At 68.6% G+C, this 18,847-nt stretch carries 22 protein-coding genes; 14 read left to right on the top strand and 8 right to left on the bottom strand.

The window, feature by feature from the left end:
• The first annotated feature begins 2 nt into the window (after window positions 1-2).
• From ACIGII_RS01630 to ACIGII_RS01640, 3 genes are all read left to right on the top strand, one after another.
• Window positions 3-560 (top strand): Hemin transport protein, encoded by a 558-nt coding sequence (locus ACIGII_RS01630; protein ID WP_399635363.1) that lies wholly within the window; start codon window positions 3-5, stop codon window positions 558-560.
• 107 nt (window positions 561-667) lie between these two features.
• Window positions 668-1,594, top strand: a complete 927-nt coding sequence (locus ACIGII_RS01635; RefSeq protein WP_399635770.1) for a DUF6607 family protein — start codon at window positions 668-670, stop codon at window positions 1,592-1,594.
• Between the two features lie 90 nt (window positions 1,595-1,684).
• A complete protein-coding gene (locus ACIGII_RS01640; protein ID WP_399635360.1) occupies window positions 1,685-2,488 on the top strand; it encodes a hypothetical protein in 804 nt (267 codons plus the stop codon).
• Between the two features lie 11 nt (window positions 2,489-2,499).
• Here the strand turns inward: ACIGII_RS01640 and ACIGII_RS01645 are convergent, their stop codons facing one another.
• The 3 genes from ACIGII_RS01645 to ACIGII_RS01655 all read right to left on the bottom strand — a co-directional run bounded on the left by ACIGII_RS01645 (window position 2,500) and on the right by ACIGII_RS01655 (window position 6,036).
• On the bottom strand, window positions 2,500-2,853 hold the full coding sequence (locus tag ACIGII_RS01645; protein ID WP_068849300.1) for a DMT family protein: 354 nt from the start codon (window positions 2,851-2,853) through the stop codon (window positions 2,500-2,502).
• A 103-nt stretch (window positions 2,854-2,956) separates the two neighbouring features.
• Window positions 2,957-5,440, bottom strand: coding sequence for an ABC transporter permease (locus ACIGII_RS01650; protein ID WP_399635357.1), 2,484 nt, complete (start codon window positions 5,438-5,440; stop codon window positions 2,957-2,959).
• Window positions 5,437-6,036, bottom strand: coding sequence for an ABC transporter ATP-binding protein (locus ACIGII_RS01655; protein ID WP_399635355.1), 600 nt, complete (start codon window positions 6,034-6,036; stop codon window positions 5,437-5,439). The genes ACIGII_RS01650 and ACIGII_RS01655 overlap by 4 nt, the downstream gene beginning before the upstream one ends.
• Window positions 6,037-6,156: 120 nt before the next feature.
• Between ACIGII_RS01655 and ACIGII_RS01660 the strand changes: the two genes are divergently transcribed.
• From ACIGII_RS01660 to ACIGII_RS01670, 3 genes are all read left to right on the top strand, one after another.
• Window positions 6,157-6,810 (top strand): arylesterase, encoded by a 654-nt coding sequence (locus ACIGII_RS01660; RefSeq protein WP_399635353.1) that lies wholly within the window; start codon window positions 6,157-6,159, stop codon window positions 6,808-6,810.
• 88 nt (window positions 6,811-6,898) lie between these two features.
• Entirely contained in the window at window positions 6,899-7,612 is a 714-nt protein-coding gene (locus ACIGII_RS01665) for a response regulator transcription factor (RefSeq protein WP_019182442.1), read from the top strand.
• Between the two features lie 55 nt (window positions 7,613-7,667).
• On the top strand, window positions 7,668-8,939 hold the full coding sequence (locus tag ACIGII_RS01670; protein WP_399635350.1) for a sensor histidine kinase: 1,272 nt from the start codon (window positions 7,668-7,670) through the stop codon (window positions 8,937-8,939).
• On the opposite strand, the gene ACIGII_RS01675 is transcribed toward ACIGII_RS01670, so the two are convergent.
• Window positions 8,926-9,675 (bottom strand): SGNH/GDSL hydrolase family protein, encoded by a 750-nt coding sequence (locus ACIGII_RS01675; protein ID WP_399635348.1) that lies wholly within the window; start codon window positions 9,673-9,675, stop codon window positions 8,926-8,928. The two genes, ACIGII_RS01670 and ACIGII_RS01675, sit on opposite strands and share 14 nt — an antisense overlap.
• 180 nt (window positions 9,676-9,855) lie before the next feature.
• Here ACIGII_RS01675 and ACIGII_RS01680 point away from each other — a divergent pair, with 180 nt between their 5' ends.
• From ACIGII_RS01680 to ACIGII_RS01715, 8 genes are all read left to right on the top strand, one after another.
• Entirely contained in the window at window positions 9,856-10,236 is a 381-nt protein-coding gene (locus ACIGII_RS01680) for a diacylglycerol kinase (RefSeq protein WP_399635345.1), read from the top strand.
• Window positions 10,237-10,275: 39 nt separating this feature from the next.
• Window positions 10,276-11,025 (top strand): TerC family protein, encoded by a 750-nt coding sequence (locus ACIGII_RS01685; protein ID WP_399635344.1) that lies wholly within the window; start codon window positions 10,276-10,278, stop codon window positions 11,023-11,025.
• Window positions 11,026-11,303: 278 nt separating this feature from the next.
• Window positions 11,304-11,939 (top strand): LemA family protein, encoded by a 636-nt coding sequence (locus tag ACIGII_RS01690; RefSeq protein WP_145481563.1) that lies wholly within the window; start codon window positions 11,304-11,306, stop codon window positions 11,937-11,939.
• A gap of 10 nt (window positions 11,940-11,949) precedes the next feature.
• Window positions 11,950-12,840, top strand: a complete 891-nt coding sequence (locus ACIGII_RS01695) for a TPM domain-containing protein (protein ID WP_399635767.1) — start codon at window positions 11,950-11,952, stop codon at window positions 12,838-12,840.
• Window positions 12,840-13,325 carry a TPM domain-containing protein gene (locus tag ACIGII_RS01700; RefSeq protein ID WP_399635341.1) on the top strand — a complete coding sequence of 162 codons (486 nt, stop codon included), beginning with the start codon at window positions 12,840-12,842 and terminating at the stop codon, window positions 13,323-13,325. Before ACIGII_RS01695 ends, ACIGII_RS01700 begins: the two co-directional genes overlap by 1 nt.
• 48 nt (window positions 13,326-13,373) lie before the next feature.
• Window positions 13,374-14,270: a prolipoprotein diacylglyceryl transferase gene (gene lgt / locus ACIGII_RS01705; RefSeq protein ID WP_399657383.1), complete on the top strand. Its 897-nt coding sequence runs from the start codon at window positions 13,374-13,376 to the stop codon at window positions 14,268-14,270.
• On the top strand, window positions 14,267-15,061 hold the full coding sequence (locus tag ACIGII_RS01710) for a thymidylate synthase (RefSeq protein ID WP_399635336.1): 795 nt from the start codon (window positions 14,267-14,269) through the stop codon (window positions 15,059-15,061). Before lgt ends, ACIGII_RS01710 begins: the two co-directional genes overlap by 4 nt.
• Entirely contained in the window at window positions 15,058-15,552 is a 495-nt protein-coding gene (locus ACIGII_RS01715; protein ID WP_399635335.1) for a dihydrofolate reductase, read from the top strand. Before ACIGII_RS01710 ends, ACIGII_RS01715 begins: the two co-directional genes overlap by 4 nt.
• Before the next feature lie 94 nt (window positions 15,553-15,646).
• Here ACIGII_RS01715 and ACIGII_RS01720 read toward each other — a convergent pair whose 3' ends face one another.
• The 4 genes from ACIGII_RS01720 to pdxA are packed head-to-tail and all read right to left on the bottom strand — an operon-like array spanning window position 15,647 to window position 18,847.
• On the bottom strand, window positions 15,647-16,636 hold the full coding sequence (locus ACIGII_RS01720; RefSeq protein WP_399635332.1) for a symmetrical bis(5'-nucleosyl)-tetraphosphatase: 990 nt from the start codon (window positions 16,634-16,636) through the stop codon (window positions 15,647-15,649).
• A gap of 13 nt (window positions 16,637-16,649) precedes the next feature.
• The gene (gene apaG, locus ACIGII_RS01725) at window positions 16,650-17,033 is read right to left on the bottom strand and encodes a Co2+/Mg2+ efflux protein ApaG (protein WP_399635330.1); all 384 of its coding nucleotides are present in this window, start codon (window positions 17,031-17,033) and stop codon (window positions 16,650-16,652) included.
• Window positions 17,034-17,054: 21 nt separating this feature from the next.
• On the bottom strand, window positions 17,055-17,870 hold the full coding sequence (rsmA, locus tag ACIGII_RS01730; protein ID WP_399635328.1) for a 16S rRNA (adenine(1518)-N(6)/adenine(1519)-N(6))-dimethyltransferase RsmA: 816 nt from the start codon (window positions 17,868-17,870) through the stop codon (window positions 17,055-17,057).
• Window positions 17,867-18,847, bottom strand: a complete 981-nt coding sequence (gene pdxA, locus ACIGII_RS01735; RefSeq protein WP_399635325.1) for a 4-hydroxythreonine-4-phosphate dehydrogenase PdxA — start codon at window positions 18,845-18,847, stop codon at window positions 17,867-17,869. The genes rsmA and pdxA overlap by 4 nt, the downstream gene beginning before the upstream one ends.

Raw genomic sequence — 18,847 nt, forward strand, 5'->3', positions numbered from 1 at the left:
CCATGAGCCGAGCCCTTTCCGCATTGCGATCCACCGACCGGTACCTGCGCCCCGGCCAGCTGCCTTCCCCGGAACAGCTGGCGGCCGTGGGCACGGTGCTGTGCCTGTACCGTCCCGAGAGCAGCGAGCTGGGCGGCTGGAAGCATGCCGTGTCCGCGCACGCCTGCCAGGGCATGGACAGTGAGGGCATCCGCGAAAGCCTGTGCTTCGTCGATGCGCGCGGCCGCTGCTGCTGGCGGCTGTACCTGCTGCCCGACAGCGATTTCCTGGCCTGGGACCGGCTGGTGTCGGCCTTCCCCGCGCGTCCTGAGCCGAGCAACGACGGTGGCGTGGCCGAGCGCCTGTGGCGACGCCTGGCCACGCGCCTGGGCGGTGAACCCTGGCGGATGTGCGCGTTGCGCCTGCACGCCGGCGACGGCCAGGGACTGGCCGCCAGCGTCGCCTCGCTGTCGGCGCTGGGCGCCACCGCCGCGCGCCGCATCGCGCGGGTCGAGGGCGCCGACGGCGAGCTGTGGATCGACGACGCCAACGTGGCCCCGCTCCTCCACCTTTCCTCCTGAAGGCAGCACCATCGATGAACGTGAATTCCGTAGCGACACGCCACGCGTGTTCCGCGATATCCGCAGGCACCCCGCAGGACACGCATGGCGTGTGGCTACGAGCGCAGGTGGGCCTGGTAGCGTTGCTGCTTGCCAGCAGCGGCATCGCCCACGCCCAACCCGTCGACCTGCAGCGCGACCACGCCAGCATCCTGGCCATGAAGGGCGAACACATCGTCGACTTCGCCTTCGACGAAACCGTGCTGCTCAAGCCCGGCTATGAGCGTGCGCCGGCGGTGCGCAGCGGTGGCAATGAAGTGGTGATCGTGGTCGAGGACAGCCCGCAGCGCATCGTGCTGCAGCACCTGCTGGTGGACGGCAAAAGCGGCCACGTGACCAAGCACTGGCGGCAGGACTGGGTGTACCAGGCACCGAGCCGCTTCGAGTTCAGCGCCGACCAGACCTGGCAGGTGCGCGCGATCGACCCGGCGGTGAATGCCGGCGCCTGGACCCAGTGCGTGTATGAAGTCAGCGATGCACCGCGCTACTGCGGTACCGGCAGGTGGGAGTACCGCAACGGCGTGGCCACCTGGACCAGCGACGTGAGCTGGCGGCCGCTGCCGCGCCGGGAGTACACCCGCCGCAGCGACTACAACGCGCTGGCGGTGGTGAACCGGCACACGCTGACGCCCAACGGCTGGACCCACGAACAGTTCAACACCAAGGTCCTGCGCGGGGCCGACGGCCGCCAGCAGGAGATCGCGCGCGAGTTTGGCTTCAACGACTACACCCGCACCACCGACGTCGACTTCACCTCGGCGTACGACTACTGGACCGCCACCACCGAGTACTGGGCCAGGGTCCGCGCGCGCTGGAACGGCTTCCTCGGCCAGGCTCCGGGCGTACACCTCAAGACGAAGCTCGACGGCATGGCGATGATCATCCCGCTGTTCACCCAGGCCCAGGACATCCAGGACGGAAAGACGGTCGCGGACGCGCAGATCGACGCGGTGTTCCAGCAATGGGTGGAACGCGCGCCGGCGGACACCCGGTGAAGTAGCCGGGAGGAGTGATGGATTCCTGGTGGTTTTTTCCGCACGCCAGGCAGCTACTGGAAGGACCTGCAGACCGAGGTCCTTCCTGCCATGCATTTTCCGAACCTGCTCACCGCCCTGGTCGGCGGCGCCGCCGCATTCCATGGCACGCGCGCCGCGCCGGTCGAGACCTCCCGCAGCGGGGCGCCCCTTCCGTTGAGCGGGATCGGCAACACCGCACTGCCGCCGGGTCTGGCGACCTCGTTGCAGCGCAATTACGCCGCCTGCCAGCAGCTCATCGAGGGCAATCCGCGCATGTTCGGTGCCTTGAGCGACACCGGCGCGCAATCCCTGTGCGTCGCCCAGGCCGGACTCGACGCCGGTTTCGGGCGTGCGCTGCAGGCACGACCCAGCGAAATTGCGCTGCTGCGGGAGGGCCTGCACCGCCTTGCAGGCAGCCGCTCACGCAATCCCCTGGCCGCGCCGGCAACGGCGGAACACCCGCTGCAGGACCTGCGCTGGATCAACTTCCAGGACTACCGGCACAGCGCCTCGACCCGCTACGCCGACCAGCTCGAACGCCAGGTTGCGGTGCTGCGCGCGCATATCCCGCCGGCCCAGCGCGGCTCGCTGGATGACGCGCGCCACGCCTCGCAGGCCAAGGCGTGCCGCCAGGCGTGGAAACGGCAGCTGCCGGTCTGGGTGCGTACCGAAATCGCCGAACGCAGCACCCTGGTGACCATGCGCGAAGTGGGCCATCCCGAATCGATCAGCCGCGCGCAGGCCGACGCCCTGCGTGCGGACCTGGCGCAGATGCGGTTTGGGCGTACCGCCATGAAGCAGCGCATGCACGAAGATGCACTGGTGGCGCTGGTCGAGGGGTCAGCCGTGCACCGGTCGGACACTCCCGGGTGAGCGCTGCGCGCTCACTCCTTGAACATCAGGAACGCGGCAACCACGATCAGGCCGAACGCGGCGTAGTGGTTCCACTTCAACGGCTGGTCCAGGTAGAACGCGGAAAACACCGCGAACACCACCAGGGTGATCACTTCCTGCATGCCCTTCAGCTGGGGCGCGGAGTACACCGCGCTGCCCAGGCGGTTGCCCGGCACCTGCAGGCAGTATTCGAAGAAGGCGATGCCCCAGCTGACCAGGATCACCATCATCAACGGCGCGCTCTTGTACTTGAGGTGGCCATACCAGGCGAAGGTCATGAAGATGTTGCTGCCCAGCAGCAGCAACACGGGGTAGAGGTAGGCGGTGAACGACGTGCCGGGCATCAGGGGGTCTCGAGGGCGTGGGAAGCGCAATGGTAGCCCCGGCCGTTGGCCGGTCCACGTGATGCCTGCCGCCCCGCGGGCCGGCCAAGGGCCGGCGCTGCCGTCAGGCTTCCCTCAGGGCGAGCGCCGGCGGGGTATGCAGGATCCGCCGCGTGCCCCACCAGCCGGCCAGCATGCTCAGGGCCACGCCCAGTGCGCCCCCGACCAGCAGCGGTGCCCACGGCGGGGTGAGCTGCAGGTCGAACACCTGGCGGGCGACCACGCTGCCCAGCAGTGCCGCCGTACCCACCGCCAGCAGCGAGGACAGCAGCCCCAGTGCACCGAACTCCACCAACACCGCGCCGCGCAGCTGGGTGCGGGTGGCGCCCAGGGTGCGCAGCACCGCGCTGTCGTAACGGCGCTCGCCGGCGGTGGCCTGCAGCGCGGCCAGCAGCACCAGCACCCCGGCCAGCAGGCTGAAGCCCATCACCAGCTGCACCGCCTGGGTGACCCGGTCCACCACCTCGCGCACCCGCTGCAGGATGCTGTCGATATCCAGCAGGGAAATGTTCGGGTAGTCGCGGGTCAGGCTGGCCAGCGCCGGGGCCTGCGCGCGCGGCAGGTGGAAGGCGGTGATCAGGTTGTACGGCGCATCGCCGACCGCGCCCTCGTTGAGCAACAGGAAGAAGTTGACCCGGAACGAGTCCCAGTCGGCCTTGCGGATGCTGGTCACGGTGAAGGTGCGCTCCTGTTCGCCCATCTGCAGGGTCACCGTGTCGCCGAGCTGCAGGCCGTAGCGCTCCGACCATCCCTGTTCGATCGATGCCTCCGCGCCCGTGCTCCCCGGTGCCCAGTAACGCCCGCTGAGCAGGGTATTGGCGGGTGGGAAATCGTGCCGCCAGGAAAAGTTGACCGGGCGGTTGCCGTCGTCATCGCCATTGCTGTTGTCCTCGCGCGCCTGCCGCTGCGGTGGCTTGCCGTTGACCGCCAGCAGCCGCCCGGTACTGAACGGCTCGATCCCCGGCGCTTGCACGCCCAGCCCTGACAGCGCGTCCAGCACGGCCTGGCGTTGTTCGGGCTGGATGTTCATCAGGAAGTAGTTGGGGGTGTCGCTGGGCAGGCGGTCGCGCCACTGCGCCAGCAACCCGGGACCCATCACCGACAGCAGCAGCAGGGCGCACAGCGACAGCGACAGCCCCACCAGCTGCATCACCGCCAGCCCACGACGGCGGGTCAGTGCGGCCAGTCCCAGTTTCCAGCGCCCGCGCAGGCGCGGTTGCACGCCGCGCAGCAGCCACAGCAGCGCCGCACCGGCGGCCCCGGCCAGCAGCGCCAGCGCCGCCAGCCCGCCCAGCACCCAGGCTGCCAGCCGCACATCGCCGGTGGCCTGTACGGTCAGGGCCACGGTGGCCACCAGCGCAGCGGCATAGACCAGCATCGAACTCGGCGGCAGGGTGGCGAAGCTGCGGTTGAGCACGCGCATCGGCGGCACTTTGCGCAGCCGCAGCAGCGGCGGCAGCCCGAACCCCAGCAGCAGCACCAGGCCGATGCCGGCACCGCTCAGCGCCGGCGTCGCCTGCGGCAACGGCAGCCGGCCCGGAATCAATCCGCCCAGCGCCTGCACCAACCCGGCCTGTGCGGCCATGCCCAGCCCGATCCCGACCAGGCAGGCCGGGATGGCCAGCAGCACCAGCTGCAGCGCCATGGCGGTGAGGATGTCGCGATTGCGCGCGCCCAGGCAGCGCAGCACCGCCACCTGGTCGATCCGGCGCAGCGCGAAGCGGTTGGCGGCCAGCGCGGTGGCCACGCCGGCCAGCAGTACCGCCAGCAGCGCGGCCAGCGACAGGAAGCGGCCGGCCAGGTCGAACGCGCCGCGTACGCCACGCTGGGCATCGGCAATGCCGACGATGCGCAGGCCCTTGGCGCGCGGCTGCAGCCAGCCGCGGAAATCGGCAATGGCCCCGGCACTGCCGGCAAACATCATCCGGTACGAGGCGCGGCTGCCCGGGCCGAGCAGGCCGGCGCGGTCCACGTCCACGCGGTTCACCAGCAGCGGCGGCGACAGCTGCATCAGCTCGCCGGAGGTATCCGGTTCGGCCTGCAGCACGCGGGTCACGGTGAGCGTGCCGGCGCCGAATTCGAGGGCGTCGCCCACCTTCAGCCCCAGCGCCTGCATCAGGCGCGGGTCGGCATAGGCCTCGCCTGCCGCCGGGGTGCCGGCCACTTCGCCGGCGCCGCCCGGGGCGCGGCTGACCCGCAGTTCGCCGCGCAGCGGATAACCGTCGCTGACCGCCTTGATGTTGGCCATCTGGCTTTCATCGCCATGGAACAGCACGCTGGGGAAGCTGACCATGCGGGTGCTGGCCAGCCCACGCGCGCGCGCCTCGTCGGCGAAGGCCTGTGGCACGTCCTCGCGGCCGCCCAGGCCAAGGTCGCCCCCGAGCATTTCCGCCGCGCTGCTGGTCAGCGCCAACGTGACCCGGTTGACCAGCGTGCCCACCGCCGTCATCACCGCCACGCCCAGCACCAGCGCGGCGAATACGGTGAGCAGGTCGCCGGCGAGAAATTCCCGGCGCAGCGCACGCCCGGCATGGCGCAGCACGTTCATGCGGTGATTCCGGCGGCATCGACCAGGCGGCCGCCGTCGAGCCGGTAGATACGCTCGCAGCGCTGGGCCAGGCGCAGGTCATGGGTCACCAGTACCAGCGTGGTATCGCTGGTGGCGTTGAGCGCGAACAGCAGGTCGCTGATCTGCTGCCCGGTGGCCTGGTCCAGGCTGCCGGTGGGTTCGTCGGCGAACAGGATGCGCGGCCGTGCCACGAAGGCACGCGCCAGCGCCACGCGCTGCTGCTCGCCACCGGACAGCTGGCGCGGGTAATGCCGCGCACGGTGGGCCAGACCGACCTGTGCGAGCACCTCGCGGACCCGCGCGGGGTCTTCACGCCCGGCCAGTTCCAGCGGCAGTGCGATGTTTTCTTCAGCGGTCAGCGCGGGCAGCAGGTGGAAGCTCTGGAACACGAAGCCGACCTCGCGTGCGCGCAGCTGGGCGCGGGCTTCCTCGTCCAGCGCACCCAGCGTGGCCCCGGCCAGGACGATGTCGCCCCGGCTGGGCAGGTCGAGTCCGGCCAGCAGCCCGAGCAGGGTGGTCTTGCCCGAACCGGAGGCGCCGACGATGGCCACGCTCTCGCCTTCATGGACGGTCATGTCGATGTTGTCCAGTATGTGGACTTCACCCTCCGGGCCACGCGCGGATTTGCCCACCTGGTGGGCGGCGATGGCGACGGGCGCGCTGCGGGGGGACAGGCTGTCGATGAGGAGTCTCCAATGTACCGAGCAAAATGGGCGGGCCGCGTGGCCCAGACGTTCTGGCTGCTGGCAGGGTTGCTGCTGTTGCCTGCGCTGGCGAGTGCCAAAGGGGGTGCCGACACCCGGCATGCGGTGCTGGTGGTCGGCGACAGCCTCAGTGCCGCCCACAATATCCCGGCCACATCGGGCTGGGTGAACCTGCTTCAGCAACGGGTTAACCAGCAGATCACGCCGGCCCCGGCGGTCATCAATGCCAGCATCAGCGGCGAGACCACCGCCGGGGCGCTGACCCGGCTGCCGGCGCTGCTGCAGAAACACCGCCCGTCGGTGGTGGTGATCGAACTGGGCGGCAATGACGCGCTGCGTGGGCTCACCCCGGCACAGCTGCGCGGCAACCTGGAAAAGATGATCGTGGCCAGCCAGAAGGCCGGCGCCAACGTGCTGCTGCTGGGCATCGACGTGCCGCCCAATTACGGCCCGGCCTACCGCGACCGGCTGCGCCAGACCTATGCGGGGCTGGCCGCCCAGTACAAGGTGCCGCTGCTCCCGTTCCTGCTGGACGGGGTGGCGCTGAAGCCCGGTCTGATGCAGTCGGACGGGCTGCATCCCACCGCAGCCGCGCAGCCGCGGGTGCTGGAGAACGTCTGGCCATTGCTGAAACCGCTGCTGTGATGAATATTTCAGCGGGGTGTGAGCGGCTTCACATCGCGTCTACCGACGATCCGGCATGTTTCACAAAGCTGAAGAAAGAGGGACTCCCATGCGTCAGACAAAGGAAACCTCCGGCCTGGTGCTGGTGGTCGAAGACAACCGCAATATCTCCGAGATGATCGGTGAATACCTGGAAGGCCGCGGGTTCGAGGTCGACTATGCCCAAGATGGGCTGGACGGCTACCGGCTTGCCGCCGAAAACAGTTACGACGTGGTGGTGCTGGACCTGATGCTGCCGCGCCTGGACGGCATCGAAGTCTGTCGCCGGCTGCGCAATGACGCCCGCAAGTCCACGCCGGTGCTGATGCTGACCGCGCGCGACACGCTGGATGACAAGCTCACCGGGCTTGGCTTCGGCGCCGACGATTACCTGACCAAGCCGTTTGCGATCCAGGAACTGGAAGCCCGCCTGCGCGCGCTGATCCGCCGCGAACGTCGCCAGGTGGGGTCGGAAGTGCTGAAGGTCGCCGACCTGGTGCTGGATCCGGTCAGCATGCGCGCCACGCGTGCCGGCACGGAACTGCAGCTGTCGCCGATCGGCCTGCGCCTGCTCACCATCCTGATGCGCGAATCGCCGCGCGTGGTGACCCGCCAGGAAATCGAACGCGAAATCTGGGGCAATGGCCTGCCGGACTCGGACACGCTGCGCAGCCACCTGTACAACCTGCGCAAGATCATCGACAAGCCGTTCGACCGTCCGCTGCTGCACACCGTGCAGAGCGCCGGCTACCGTATTGCCGATATCGCCCAGCCCATGAGCTGATGCGACACGATGCCCCGGCGCACGCCGGGGCATCCGAACCGCCCTGGACGTCGTAATGCCGCACGGTCTGCCGCGCAAGATCCGCATCGTTTTCATCCTGCAGGCCGTACTTGCCAGCCTGGGCATCCTGCTGGGCGCGTGGCTGGTGTCGCTGGTGATCAAGCACAGCCTGGTCAGCAGCGCGCTGCAGGAAGAGGCGACGTATTTCTGGGACCTGCACGCGGCATCGCCGGTGCAACCGCCGCCGAACACGCGCAACATCCGCGGCTACCTGCTGGAAGCGGGGCAGTCGCCGCTGAGCCTGCCGGCCAACCTGCGCGCCCTGGAGCCGGGTTTCCACGAACTGAAGGCCGATGACCAGCTGGTGCTGGTCGACGCGCGTCCGGAAGGTCGCCTGTACCTGGTGTTCCTGCGCTCGCGCGCGGAGATGCTGGCGTTCTGGTTCGGCATCGTGCCGGTGCTGCTGACCCTGCTGGCGGTGTACGGCGCCTCGTGGGTCACCTATCGCGCGTCCAAGCGGCTGGTCTCGCCGGTGAACTGGCTGGCACGCCGCGTGTCGCGCTGGAACCCGGGCCACCCGGAAGCGGCCGACCTGGCACCGGACAAACTGCCGGCCGACATGCAGGGCGAAACCCGGCAGCTGGCGGCCGCGCTGCACCAGCTGGCCACGCGGGTGACCGCGCACGTGGCGCGCGAGCGCAACTTCACCCGCGATGCCAGCCATGAACTGCGTACGCCGCTTACCGTGATCCGGGTGGCCAGCGACATGGCGCTGGGCGACCAGGACATGACCCCGCGCCTGCGCCGGGGCCTGAATCGCATCCAGCGCGCCGGGCGCGACATGGAAGCGGTGATCGACGCGTTCCTGATCCTGGCGCGCGAAGCCGACGTGGAACCGCAGATCGAGCTGTTCGACGTCAACGACATCGTCCGCTATGAAGTGGAAAACGCACGCGAGCTGCTGGCCGGTCGCCCGGTCGAGATCCACGTGCACAGCGAGGCGCCGGTACAGCTGCATGCGCCGCCACGGGTGCTGCAGGTGGTGGTCAGCAACCTGCTGCGCAATGCCTGCAGCTACACCGACGAAGGCCGCATCGACGTGGACGTGCTGGACGACCGGGTGGTGGTACGCGACACCGGCATCGGCATGTCGGCCGAAGCGCTGTCGCGCGCGTTCGAACCGTTCTACCGCGCCGAGCCCAGCCGCCCGCAGGGCACCGGCCTGGGCCTGTCGATCGTGCGCCGGCTGTGCGACCGCTTCGGCTGGAAGATCGCACTGACCAGTGACCCCGGCGTCGGCACCCAGGCCACGATCATCTACCGCTGACGCGCAACGCGGACGGCTTCACCGCATCACACTGCACCTTCGGTGCCAATGCCTTGCGCCAGATGGCATATCCCTCCGGCTTCATATGCAGCATGTCCTCGCGGAACAGGGCGGCGCGCGGCTGGCCATCCTTGCCCAGCATCGGCGTGTAGACGTCGGTGAACCCGGTGTTGGGCAGCTTCGCCAGCGCGGCCTGGATCAGCCCGTTGGCTTCGCGCACCGCCGGCAGCAGCTGCGCGCGCGACGGGCTGGGTTTGATCGAAATGACCTCGACGGATGTCTTCGGCAGGTCGCGGTGCACGCGCTGCACGAAGGCGACCACGTCGTCGCGGACCTGCGTGGGCGTGCGGCCGCTGTTGAGGTCGTTGTCGCCGGCGTAGAAGAACACCTTGCACGGCGCATACGGAATCACGATCTGGTCCGCGTACCAGGTGCTGTCGCGGACTTCGGAGCCGCCAAAGCCGCGGTTGAACACCTTCTGCCCGGGGAAGTCGGTGGCCAGGGTGTCCCACATGCGGATGGAGGAGCTGCCGATGAATTCGATGCCGCCGCGCGGCGGCGGATTGGCCGCGTCCGCCTTGGCGAAGGCGGCCATGTCGCCGCCCCAGGCCACGTTCGATACCTGTTCCGGAACCTGCGGCGGCGGTGCGGCCGGCGCGGATTCCAGGGCCAGCGCGGGCAGGCTGGCGGTCAGCGCCAGGGCGAGCAGCAGGGGACGGGTGACGCGATGGGACATGCGGAACTCCTTGCAGGGTGCCGGACCATCTTAGAGCCCCCGGCGTCCGCTGCCGGGGGCCGGACTGTGCCGGATATGGCAAAATGGAGGATTCACGCCCTGTCCATGCGCTGCCCATGACCCTTTGCCGTGCCCTGCACCTGCCTCCGTGCCACGCTTTCCGCCGTGGAGCGTGCCTGCGTGGCTGACGAATTCGGGCACCTGCCGCGCGGCCCAAGGCGCATCTTCAAGGCCGCGGTATGGTCGTGGCAGGGACTGCGGGCGGCGTGGCTGCACGAATCCTCGTTCCGCCTGGAGGTCTACCTGCTGGTGGTGCTGGCCCCGCTGGCGCTGTGGCTGGGCCAGAGCCCGGTCGAGCGCGCGCTGATGATCGGCTCGATGCTGCTGGTGCTGGCCATGGAACTTGCCAACTCGGCGATCGAGGCGGTGATCGAGCGTTACGGCGCCGAATTCCACGAACTGGCCGGCCGCGCCAAGGACATGGGCTCGGCGGCGGTGTTCGTGCTGATGATGAATGTGCTGGTGTGCTGGGTCCTGGTACTGGCGCCGCGAATCTTCTGACGCGCCTGGCGCGTCATTTCCCCCTGTAAGGATGTCTCCATGTTCCTCGACCTGCTGTCCGATCCCAACGTCTGGCTGACCCTGTTGACCCTGAGCGCACTGGAAATCGTGCTCGGCATCGACAATCTGGTGTTCATCTCCATTGCGGTCAGCAAGCTGCCCGAGGAACGCCGCCCGTTCGCGCGCAAGCTGGGCATCGCGGTCGCCTGCATCACCCGCATCCTGCTGCTGGTGTCGCTGGCCTATCTGGCGCACATGCAGGCCAACCTGTTCACCGTGGCGGGGATGGGCATTTCCATCCGTGACCTGGTGCTGATCGTGGGCGGGCTGTTCCTGATCATCAAGGGCGGCATGGAAATCCGCGAGCTTATCACCGGCGGCGAAGACGAGGACCCGACCACCACCAAGGCGTCGGCGGTGTTCGGCCTGGTGATCGCGCAGATCGCCATCATCGACATCGTGTTCTCGCTGGACTCGGTGATCACCGCGGTGGGCATTGCCGAGCACGTACCGGTGATGGTGGCGGCGATCCTGCTGTCGGTGGCGGTGATGCTGCTGGCGGCCAACCCGCTGGGCCGCTTCATCGACGCCAACCCGACCGTGAAGATGCTGGCGCTGGCCTTCATCCTGCTGATCGGCGCGGTGTTGATCCTGGATGGCCTGGACGTGCACGTGCCCAAGCCGTACATCTACGCCGCGATGGGGTTCTCGGTGCTGGTGGAGTGGCTGAACCTGCTGATGCGCCGCCGCGCCGTGGCCCACCACGTGCCGGGCGCCGGCAATTGGTGAAACCCGTACCGACCAACGGTCGGTACCTACCGGGGGCGGAATTACCCGGCGATGGGCGAAGCCGACCTGGGTTGGTTTCGCCCGTACCGACCAAGGGTCGGTACCTACCGGGGGGCGGAGTCATCCGGCGATGGGGGCGAACCGATCGACGCGGCAAGGGTGCGCGGACCCACCGGGTAGGTGACGACCGTTGGTCGTCACGCCCGGACACCCTAACGGGGAATTAACCCCTATTCATGCCATTCTCCGGCCGCGTCCATCCCGATCCGGAGCCGGCCATGCGTATCTCTCCCCGACTGATCCTGCTGGCCCTGCTGGCCAGCCTGTTGTCCGGTTGTGGCTACAACTCGATCCAGCAGAAGGACGAGCAGGTAAAAGCCGGCTGGGCCGAAGTGCTCAACCAGTACAAGCGCCGCGCCGACCTGATCCCGAACCTGGTACAGACCGTCCAGGGCTATGCCGATCAGGAACGGCAGGTGCTGACCGACGTCACCAACGCCCGTGCGCGGGTCGGCCAGGTCAATGTGAATGCCGACGACGCCGAATCGCTGAAGCAGTTCCAGCAGGCGCAGGGCGAACTCAGCGGGGCGCTGTCGCGATTGCTGGTGGTCACCGAGAACTACCCGAACCTGAAGTCCGACCAGGGCTTCCGCGACCTGCAGGCGCAGCTGGAGGGCACCGAGAACCGCATCACCGTGGCCCGCGGGCGCTACATCCAGCAGGTGCAGGACTACAACACCTACATCCGCTCGTTCCCGCAGCTGATCACCGCCAAGATCTTCGGCTACAAGGAAAAGCCGAACTTCACGGTCGAGAACGAAGCGCAGATCTCGCAGCCGCCAGCGGTGAAGTTCGGTGCGCAGCCGGCGGCCCCGGCGCCCGCGCCGCAGCCGCAGCAGGCCCCGGCGCAGTAACGCGGTGAACATCCGCCTGCTGCTGCGCGCGTTGCTGCTGCTGGGACTGTGCCTGGCCGGGCCCGCATGGGCGCAGGCCGAAGCGGCAATTCCGCCGATGAGCTCGCCGGTGGTGGACACCACCGGCACCCTGGATGCCACGCAGAAGCAGGCGCTGGAAGCGCAGGCGCTGGCCCTGCAGCAGCGCAAGGGCAGCCAGCTGCAGATCCTGATGGTGGCCAGCACCCAGCCCGAGACCATCGAGCAGTTCACCCAGCGGGTGTTCGAGCAGTGGCAGGTCGGGCGCAAGGGCGTGGATGACGGCGTACTGGTGGTGGTGGCCAAGGACGACCGCAAGGTGCGTATCGAACCCGGCTACGGGCTGGAAGGCGCCATTCCCGATGCCATCGCCAACCGCGTCATCCAGGAATACCTAGCCCCGCACTTCCGCAGCGGCGACTATGCCGGTGGGCTCGCCGACGGCACCGCCGCGCTGGTCAAGCTGATCGACGGCGAGGAACTGCCCGCACCGGTCAGCGCCAACCCGGCACCACGCGGCAGCGGCAGCGAGGGTTTCAGCATCGCCCTGGTGATCGGCTTCTTCGTCGGCACCTTCGCCCGTACCCTGCTGGGCGGACTGCCGCGCCCGCTGCGCGCGCTGCTGGGCGGCGGCGGTGCGGCCGTGGCCGCGTTCCTGTTCACCTCACTGTTGCTGGCCAGTGGCCTGGCCGGGCTGATCGGCCTGTTCCTCGGTGCGTCCTCCGGCCGTGCCGGCCGCTTCGCCCGCAACAGCGGCTGGGGCGGCGGCGGCTTCGGTGGCGGCAGTTGGGGCGGCGGTGGGGGTGGCGGCTTCGGCGGTGGTGGTGGCTGGGGCGGTGGCGGCGGGCGTTCCGGAGGCGGCGGCGCCTCGGGAGGCTGGTGATGCGCATCTGGCGCCATCTGTTCGCTCCCTCGCTGCACCGCGCCTTCAGCGAAGACCGGCTGCGGGCGATCACCGACGCGATCGCCGCCGGCGAGCGTCGCCACGGCGGCCAGGTCATGTTCGCGGTGGAAGCCGACCTGCCGTGGCTGGCCCTGTGGCAGGGCGTCACGCCGCGCCAGCGCGCCGAGCAGGCCTTTGCCCAGCTGCGCACCTGGGATACCGAGCAGAACAACGGTGTGCTGGTCTACCTGCTGCTGGCCGACCACGCCATCGAACTGGTGGCCGACCGCGGCCTCCGCGGCAAGGTCGGCGAGGCGCAGTGGCAGGCGGTGTGCGCGCACATGCAGCAGCAGCTGCGCGACGGCGCCCTGCAGGATGCGGTGCTGCTGGCCATTGAAGAGGTCTCGGCGATACTGGCCGGGCACTATCCGCCCGGGTCCGGGTCGAAGGACGACGCCCTTCCGGACAGCCCCCAGCTACTTTGAGGTCGGCGGGCGGTCGTAGAATAGCCGCTTACCTGCAAGGCGCCGCCCATGATCTATTTCCACGATATCGACCCCATCGCCCTTTCGCTTGGGCCGGTCAAGGTGCACTGGTACGGCATCATGTACCTGCTCGGCTTCATGGCCGCCTGGTGGCTGGGGCGCCGGCGGATCGCGGCGGGGCGCCTGCCGGGAGTGGATGCCAATGGCTTCTCCGACCTGCTGTTCTACGCCATGCTCGGCGTGGTGGTGGGCGGCCGCGTGGGCTACATGCTGTTCTATGCCACCGCCGAATTCCTGCACAACCCGCTGCTGCTGTTCAAGGTATGGGACGGCGGCATGAGCTTCCACGGTGGCCTGCTGGGCGTGTTGTTCGCCTCGTGGTACAGGTCGCGCAAGCACCGCCTGCACCTGGGCGACACCATCGACTTCATGGCGCCGCTGGTTCCGCTGGGCCTGGGCTTCGGCCGCATCGGCAACTTCATCGGCGCCGAGCTGTGGGGCAAGTACACCGACGGCACCTGGGGCGTGGTGTTTCCCTCCGGCCTGCCGTCACCGCTGAACCAGCTGGACATGCCGGCGCTGCGGGAGCAGTTCGCCACCGGCGCGCTCAATCAGTTCGCCCGTCACCCCTCGCAGTTGTACGAAGCGCTGCTGGAAGGGCTGGTGATGTTCGTGGTGCTGTGGGCGGTGTCGGCCACCCCGCGCCACCGTTACCTGGTCTCGGGCCTGTTCGCGCTGATGTATGGCGTGTTCCGCTTCGCGGTGGAATTCGTGCGCATGCCCGACAACGGCGTGTACCTGGCCTTTGACTGGTTCACCCGCGGCCAGCTGCTGAGCCTGCCGCTGGTGGTGCTGGGCCTGGTGCTGCTCGCCCTGTCGCGCCGCGCGCCGGTGCTGCAGCCGGTGCTGCCGGTCACCCCCGCCACGGCCGGGGGCAAGGCATGAAAGCCTACCTGGACCTGCTCGAGCATGTGCTTGAACACGGCACGGAAAAATCGGACCGCACCGGCACCGGCACGCGCAGCGTGTTCGGCTGGCAGATGCGCTTCAACCTCAACGACGGTTTCCCGTTGGTCACCACCAAGAAGCTGCACCTGCGCTCGATCATCCACGAGCTGCTGTGGTTCCTGAAGGGCGACACCAACATCGGCTACCTGCAGGACAACCAGGTGCGGATCTGGGACGAATGGGCCGACGCGAACGGCGACCTCGGCCCGGTCTACGGCAAGCAGTGGCGCAGCTGGGCCACCGCCGACGGCGGCAGCATCGACCAGATGCAGTGGCTGGTGGACGAGATCAAGCGCAATCCGGATTCGCGCCGGCTGGTGGTGAGCGCCTGGAACGTCGGTGAACTTTCGCAGATGGCGCTGATGCCCTGCCACAACCTGTTCCAGTTCTACGTGGTGGACGGCAAGCTGAGCTGCCAGCTGTACCAGCGCAGCGGCGACATCTTCCTGGGCGTGCCGTTCAACATCGCCAGCTACGCGCTGCTGACCCACATGGTGGCGCAGGCCACCGGGCTGGGCGTGGGCGATTTCGTGCACACGCTGGGCGACGCGCACCTGTATTCCAATCATTACGAACAGGCCCGCGAGCAACTCGCGCGCGAACCGCGCGCGCTGCCCACGCTGTGGCTGAATCCGGACGTGACCGATCTGTTCGGCTTCCAGTTCGAGGACATCCGTATAGACGGCTATGACCCGCACCCTGCCATCAAGGCGCCGGTAGCGGTATGAAGCTTTCCCTGATCGTCGCCCTCGACCGCGACCACGGTATCGGCCAGAACAACCAGCTGCCCTGGCAGCTGCCGGATGACCTGAAGCGCTTCAAGGCGCTGACACTGGGCAAGCCGATCCTGATGGGGCGCAAGACCGCGCAGTCGCTCGGCCGCGCGCTGCCGGGGCGACCCAACCTGGTGTTGACCCGTTCGGGCCAGGTGCCGTTTGACGGCATGCAGGCCGTGGCGTCAATCGAAGAAGCAAAGCAGTTCGCGGAGGCCGCCGGCGCCGAAGAGCTGTGCGTGATCGGCGGCGGCGAGATTTTTCGCCTGGTGATGGCGCAGGCCACCGACATGCACCTGACCTGGGTGGATGCGCAGGTAAACGCGGATACCCATTTCCCGGCGTTCGATTCAGCGAAGTGGGTGGAAGTCGCGCGCGAGCATCACCCGGCCGATGCGAAACACGCGTATGCGTTCGACTTCGTGGATTACGTGCCTGACAGGTAGTTCCGCGCGCTGACGGAACAGACATGCATGGCGTGTCACTACGCGTCACCCAGCGTCCAGAAGATGCGGTCGCTTATTCACACCGATATGCGCGTCAGGCCGTGGTCGGTGTGCCGTTGCCTTCGTTGCCGCTTGGTTCGACCGTGCGGCGTGGCTGTTGTTGGCGGGGGCCGCGGTTGTTATTGCGCGGGCCACGCGGCGGGCGGCCGTTGCCTTCGCCTTCGTTGCGGCGCGCTGGCGGGCGCGGCGGGGTGACCGGCTTGGGCACGTCGCGGCCCGGCACCTGCACCACGCGCAGTTCTTCGGTGTCCAGCTGCAGTGCCGTGAGCTTGCCGCCCCACACGGCGCCGGTATCGATGGCATGCACGCCCTGGGTGATGGTCAGGCCCAGCGCCGACCAGTGGCCGCACACGATCTTCAGATCGCGCTCGACCCGCCCCGGTACCTCGAACCAGGGGTACAGCCCCTGTTCCTGCGTGCCGGGCGTGCCCTTGTCCTCGATCCCGATCCGCCCGCGCGGCGTGCAGTAGCGCATGCGCGTGAGCAGGTTGATGATCGCGCGCGAACGGTCATACCCCGACAACCCCGGCGACCACACCGGCTTGTCGCCGTACATGTTGCGGAACAGCTTGCGGTAGCCGCTGCCATGCAGCTGCTGCTCGACCTCACGCGCATGCTTCTCGGCCAGCTGCGTGGTCCACTTCGGGGCCAGCCCGGCGTGCACCATCATCCAGCCCAGCTCGCGGTCCACGTGCACCAGCTTCTGCATGCGCAGCCAGTCCAGCAGCGTGTCGCGGTCCTCGGCCTGCACGATCCGCAGCAGGTCCGGATTGACCTTGCGCTGCTCCTCTTCCGAACGCGCGCCGACGGCCAGCAACGACAGATCGTGGTTACCCAGCACCACCACGCTGGACGCGCGCAGCGAATGCACCAGCCGCAGCGTCTCCAGCGACTGTCCGCCGCGGTTGACCAGATCGCCACAGAACCACAGCGTATCCACCGCCGGGTCGAAGCGGATCTTCTCCAGCAGGCGCTGGGTCACTTCGTAACAGCCCTGCAGGTCGCCGATGGCCCAGACACTCATGCGTGCGCCTCCATCAGTGCAGCGTGCGCGGAACGGTCAACACGAACGGTGCGATCGGGGCGGCGAACTCGGTGCCATCATCGGCCACCATGTCGTAATGCCCCTGCATCGTGCCGTGTTCGGTTTCCAGCATGACACCGGAGGTGTAACGGAAGTCTTCACCCGGGCGCAGGCGCGGCTGTTCGCCGATCACCCCATCGCCGTCCACATGCTCGACCCGTCCATTGCCGTCGGTGATCCGCCAGTGCCGCGCCACCAGCCGGGCGGCCACGCGTCCGGCATTGTGGATGCGGATCGTATAGGCGAACGCATAGCGGCCGTCCTCCGGCATGGACTGGTCATCCAGGAAACGCGGGGCGACCTCGACCGAGATCGCATAGTGTGCAGCGTCGTTCATGCAGACAGTTTAGAGGGAGTTTCAATCTTCCGCGCGCGGCACGTTGGCCAACGCGATGAACTGGGCCACTTCCAGCTGCTCGGCGCGCGCATCGCTGCGCACGCCGGCCGCGTCGAACTGGTCCGGCGTGACCACCCCGTTCAGCGCATTGCGCAACGTCTTGCGGCGCTGGCCGAAGGCAGCCCGGACCACTTCGGCAAAACGCCTGCGATCGAGGATGCCGACCGTGGCCGGATCCCGTGGTACCAGGCGGACCACCGCCGAATCCACCTTCGGCGGCGGCCGGAACGCGCCCGGCGGCACCACGAACAGCGACGTCACCCTGCACCAGGCCTGCAGCATCACGCTCAGGCGGCCATAGACCTTGCTGCCCGGCTCGGCGGCCATGCGGTCCACCACTTCCTTCTGCAGCATGAAGTGCATGTCGCGGATCACCGCCGCATGCTCCATGGCATGGAACAGGATCGGCGAGGAAATGTTGTAGGGCAGGTTGCCGACCAGGCGGATCTGGCCGTCACCGGCCAGTTCGGTGAAGTCCACCTGCAGCACGTCGCGGTGCACGATGGTCAGCTCGCCCAGCGGCGCGGCGGCGGCGGTCAGCGGTGCGATCAGGTCGCGGTCGAACTCGATCACGGTCAGGCGCGGGTGGCGGCGCAGCAGCGGCAGGGTGATCGCACCCTGGCCCGGGCCGATCTCGACCAGGCGGTCGTCGTCCTTCGGGTTGACCGCCAGCACGATCTTGTCGATGTAGCTGCGGTCGGCCAGGAAATGCTGGCCCAGCTGCTTCTTGGCCGGGGCGGTGAAGCCGGGCGCGGAGGGGGAATGCGAAGAGGTCATGCGCTCATTTTACGTTGCCGCGCCAGCCGGGCGCACAAGGCGGTGGCGGCGAGCAGGCTGGAGGGATCGGCAATGCCGCGACCGGCCAGCTCCAGCGCCGTGCCGTGGTCCACCGCCACGCGCGGGTAGGGCAGGCCGAGGGTGATGTTCACCGCCTGCTCGAAGCCGCTGTATTTCAGGACCGGCAGGCCCTGGTCGTGGTACATGGCCAGCACCGTATCGAACCCGGCCAGCTTCTGCGGCAGGAACGCGGTATCGGCCGGCAACGGCCCGACCAGGTCCATGCCGTCGGCGCGCAGCCGCTCCAGCAGGGGGATCACCACGTCCAGTTCTTCACGGCCCAGGTGACCGTCTTCGCCGGCGTGGGGATTCAGGCCCAGCACCGCGATCCGCGGCGCGGCGATGCCGAACTGGTCGCGCAGGGCGCCGTGCACGGTGTGCAGGGTGGCCGCCAGGCCGTCGGCGGTGATCGCGTCGGCCACCGCGCGCAGCGGCAGGTGGGTGGTGGCCAGGGCCACCCGGACGATGTCGTTGGCCAGCATCATCACCACCTGCACGCCGGCCTGGTCGGCCAGCAGTTCGGTGGTGCCGCTGTAGGCGATCCCGCCCTGGTTGATCACCGCCTTGTGCACCGGGCCGGTCACCACGCCGTCCACGCGCCCGTCCAGGCAGGCCTGGCCGGCCTGGAGCAGCGCGCCGATCACCGCGCCGGCGTTGGCCGGGTCGGTCTGGCCAAAGCGCGACGGCCGCGCATTGGGGACGTCGCACAACGGCAGATCGCCCGGCTGGCGGGCGATGGCATCCTCAGGCAGGAGGGTCAGGGGCAGCGACAGCGCCGTGGCCGCCGCGCGCAGCGTATCGGGGTCGGCGAACGCCAGCAGCCGGCAATCGGTGCGCGGCTGCTGGATCAGGCGAAGGCAGAGTTCCGGGCCGATCCCGGCGGGCTCGCCCGGTACCAGAGCGAGCTGCGGGAGCAT

Source organism: Stenotrophomonas sp. NPDC077420 (assembly GCF_044543385.1).
In the GTDB taxonomy this organism is placed as follows: Bacteria; Pseudomonadota; Gammaproteobacteria; order Xanthomonadales; family Xanthomonadaceae; genus Stenotrophomonas.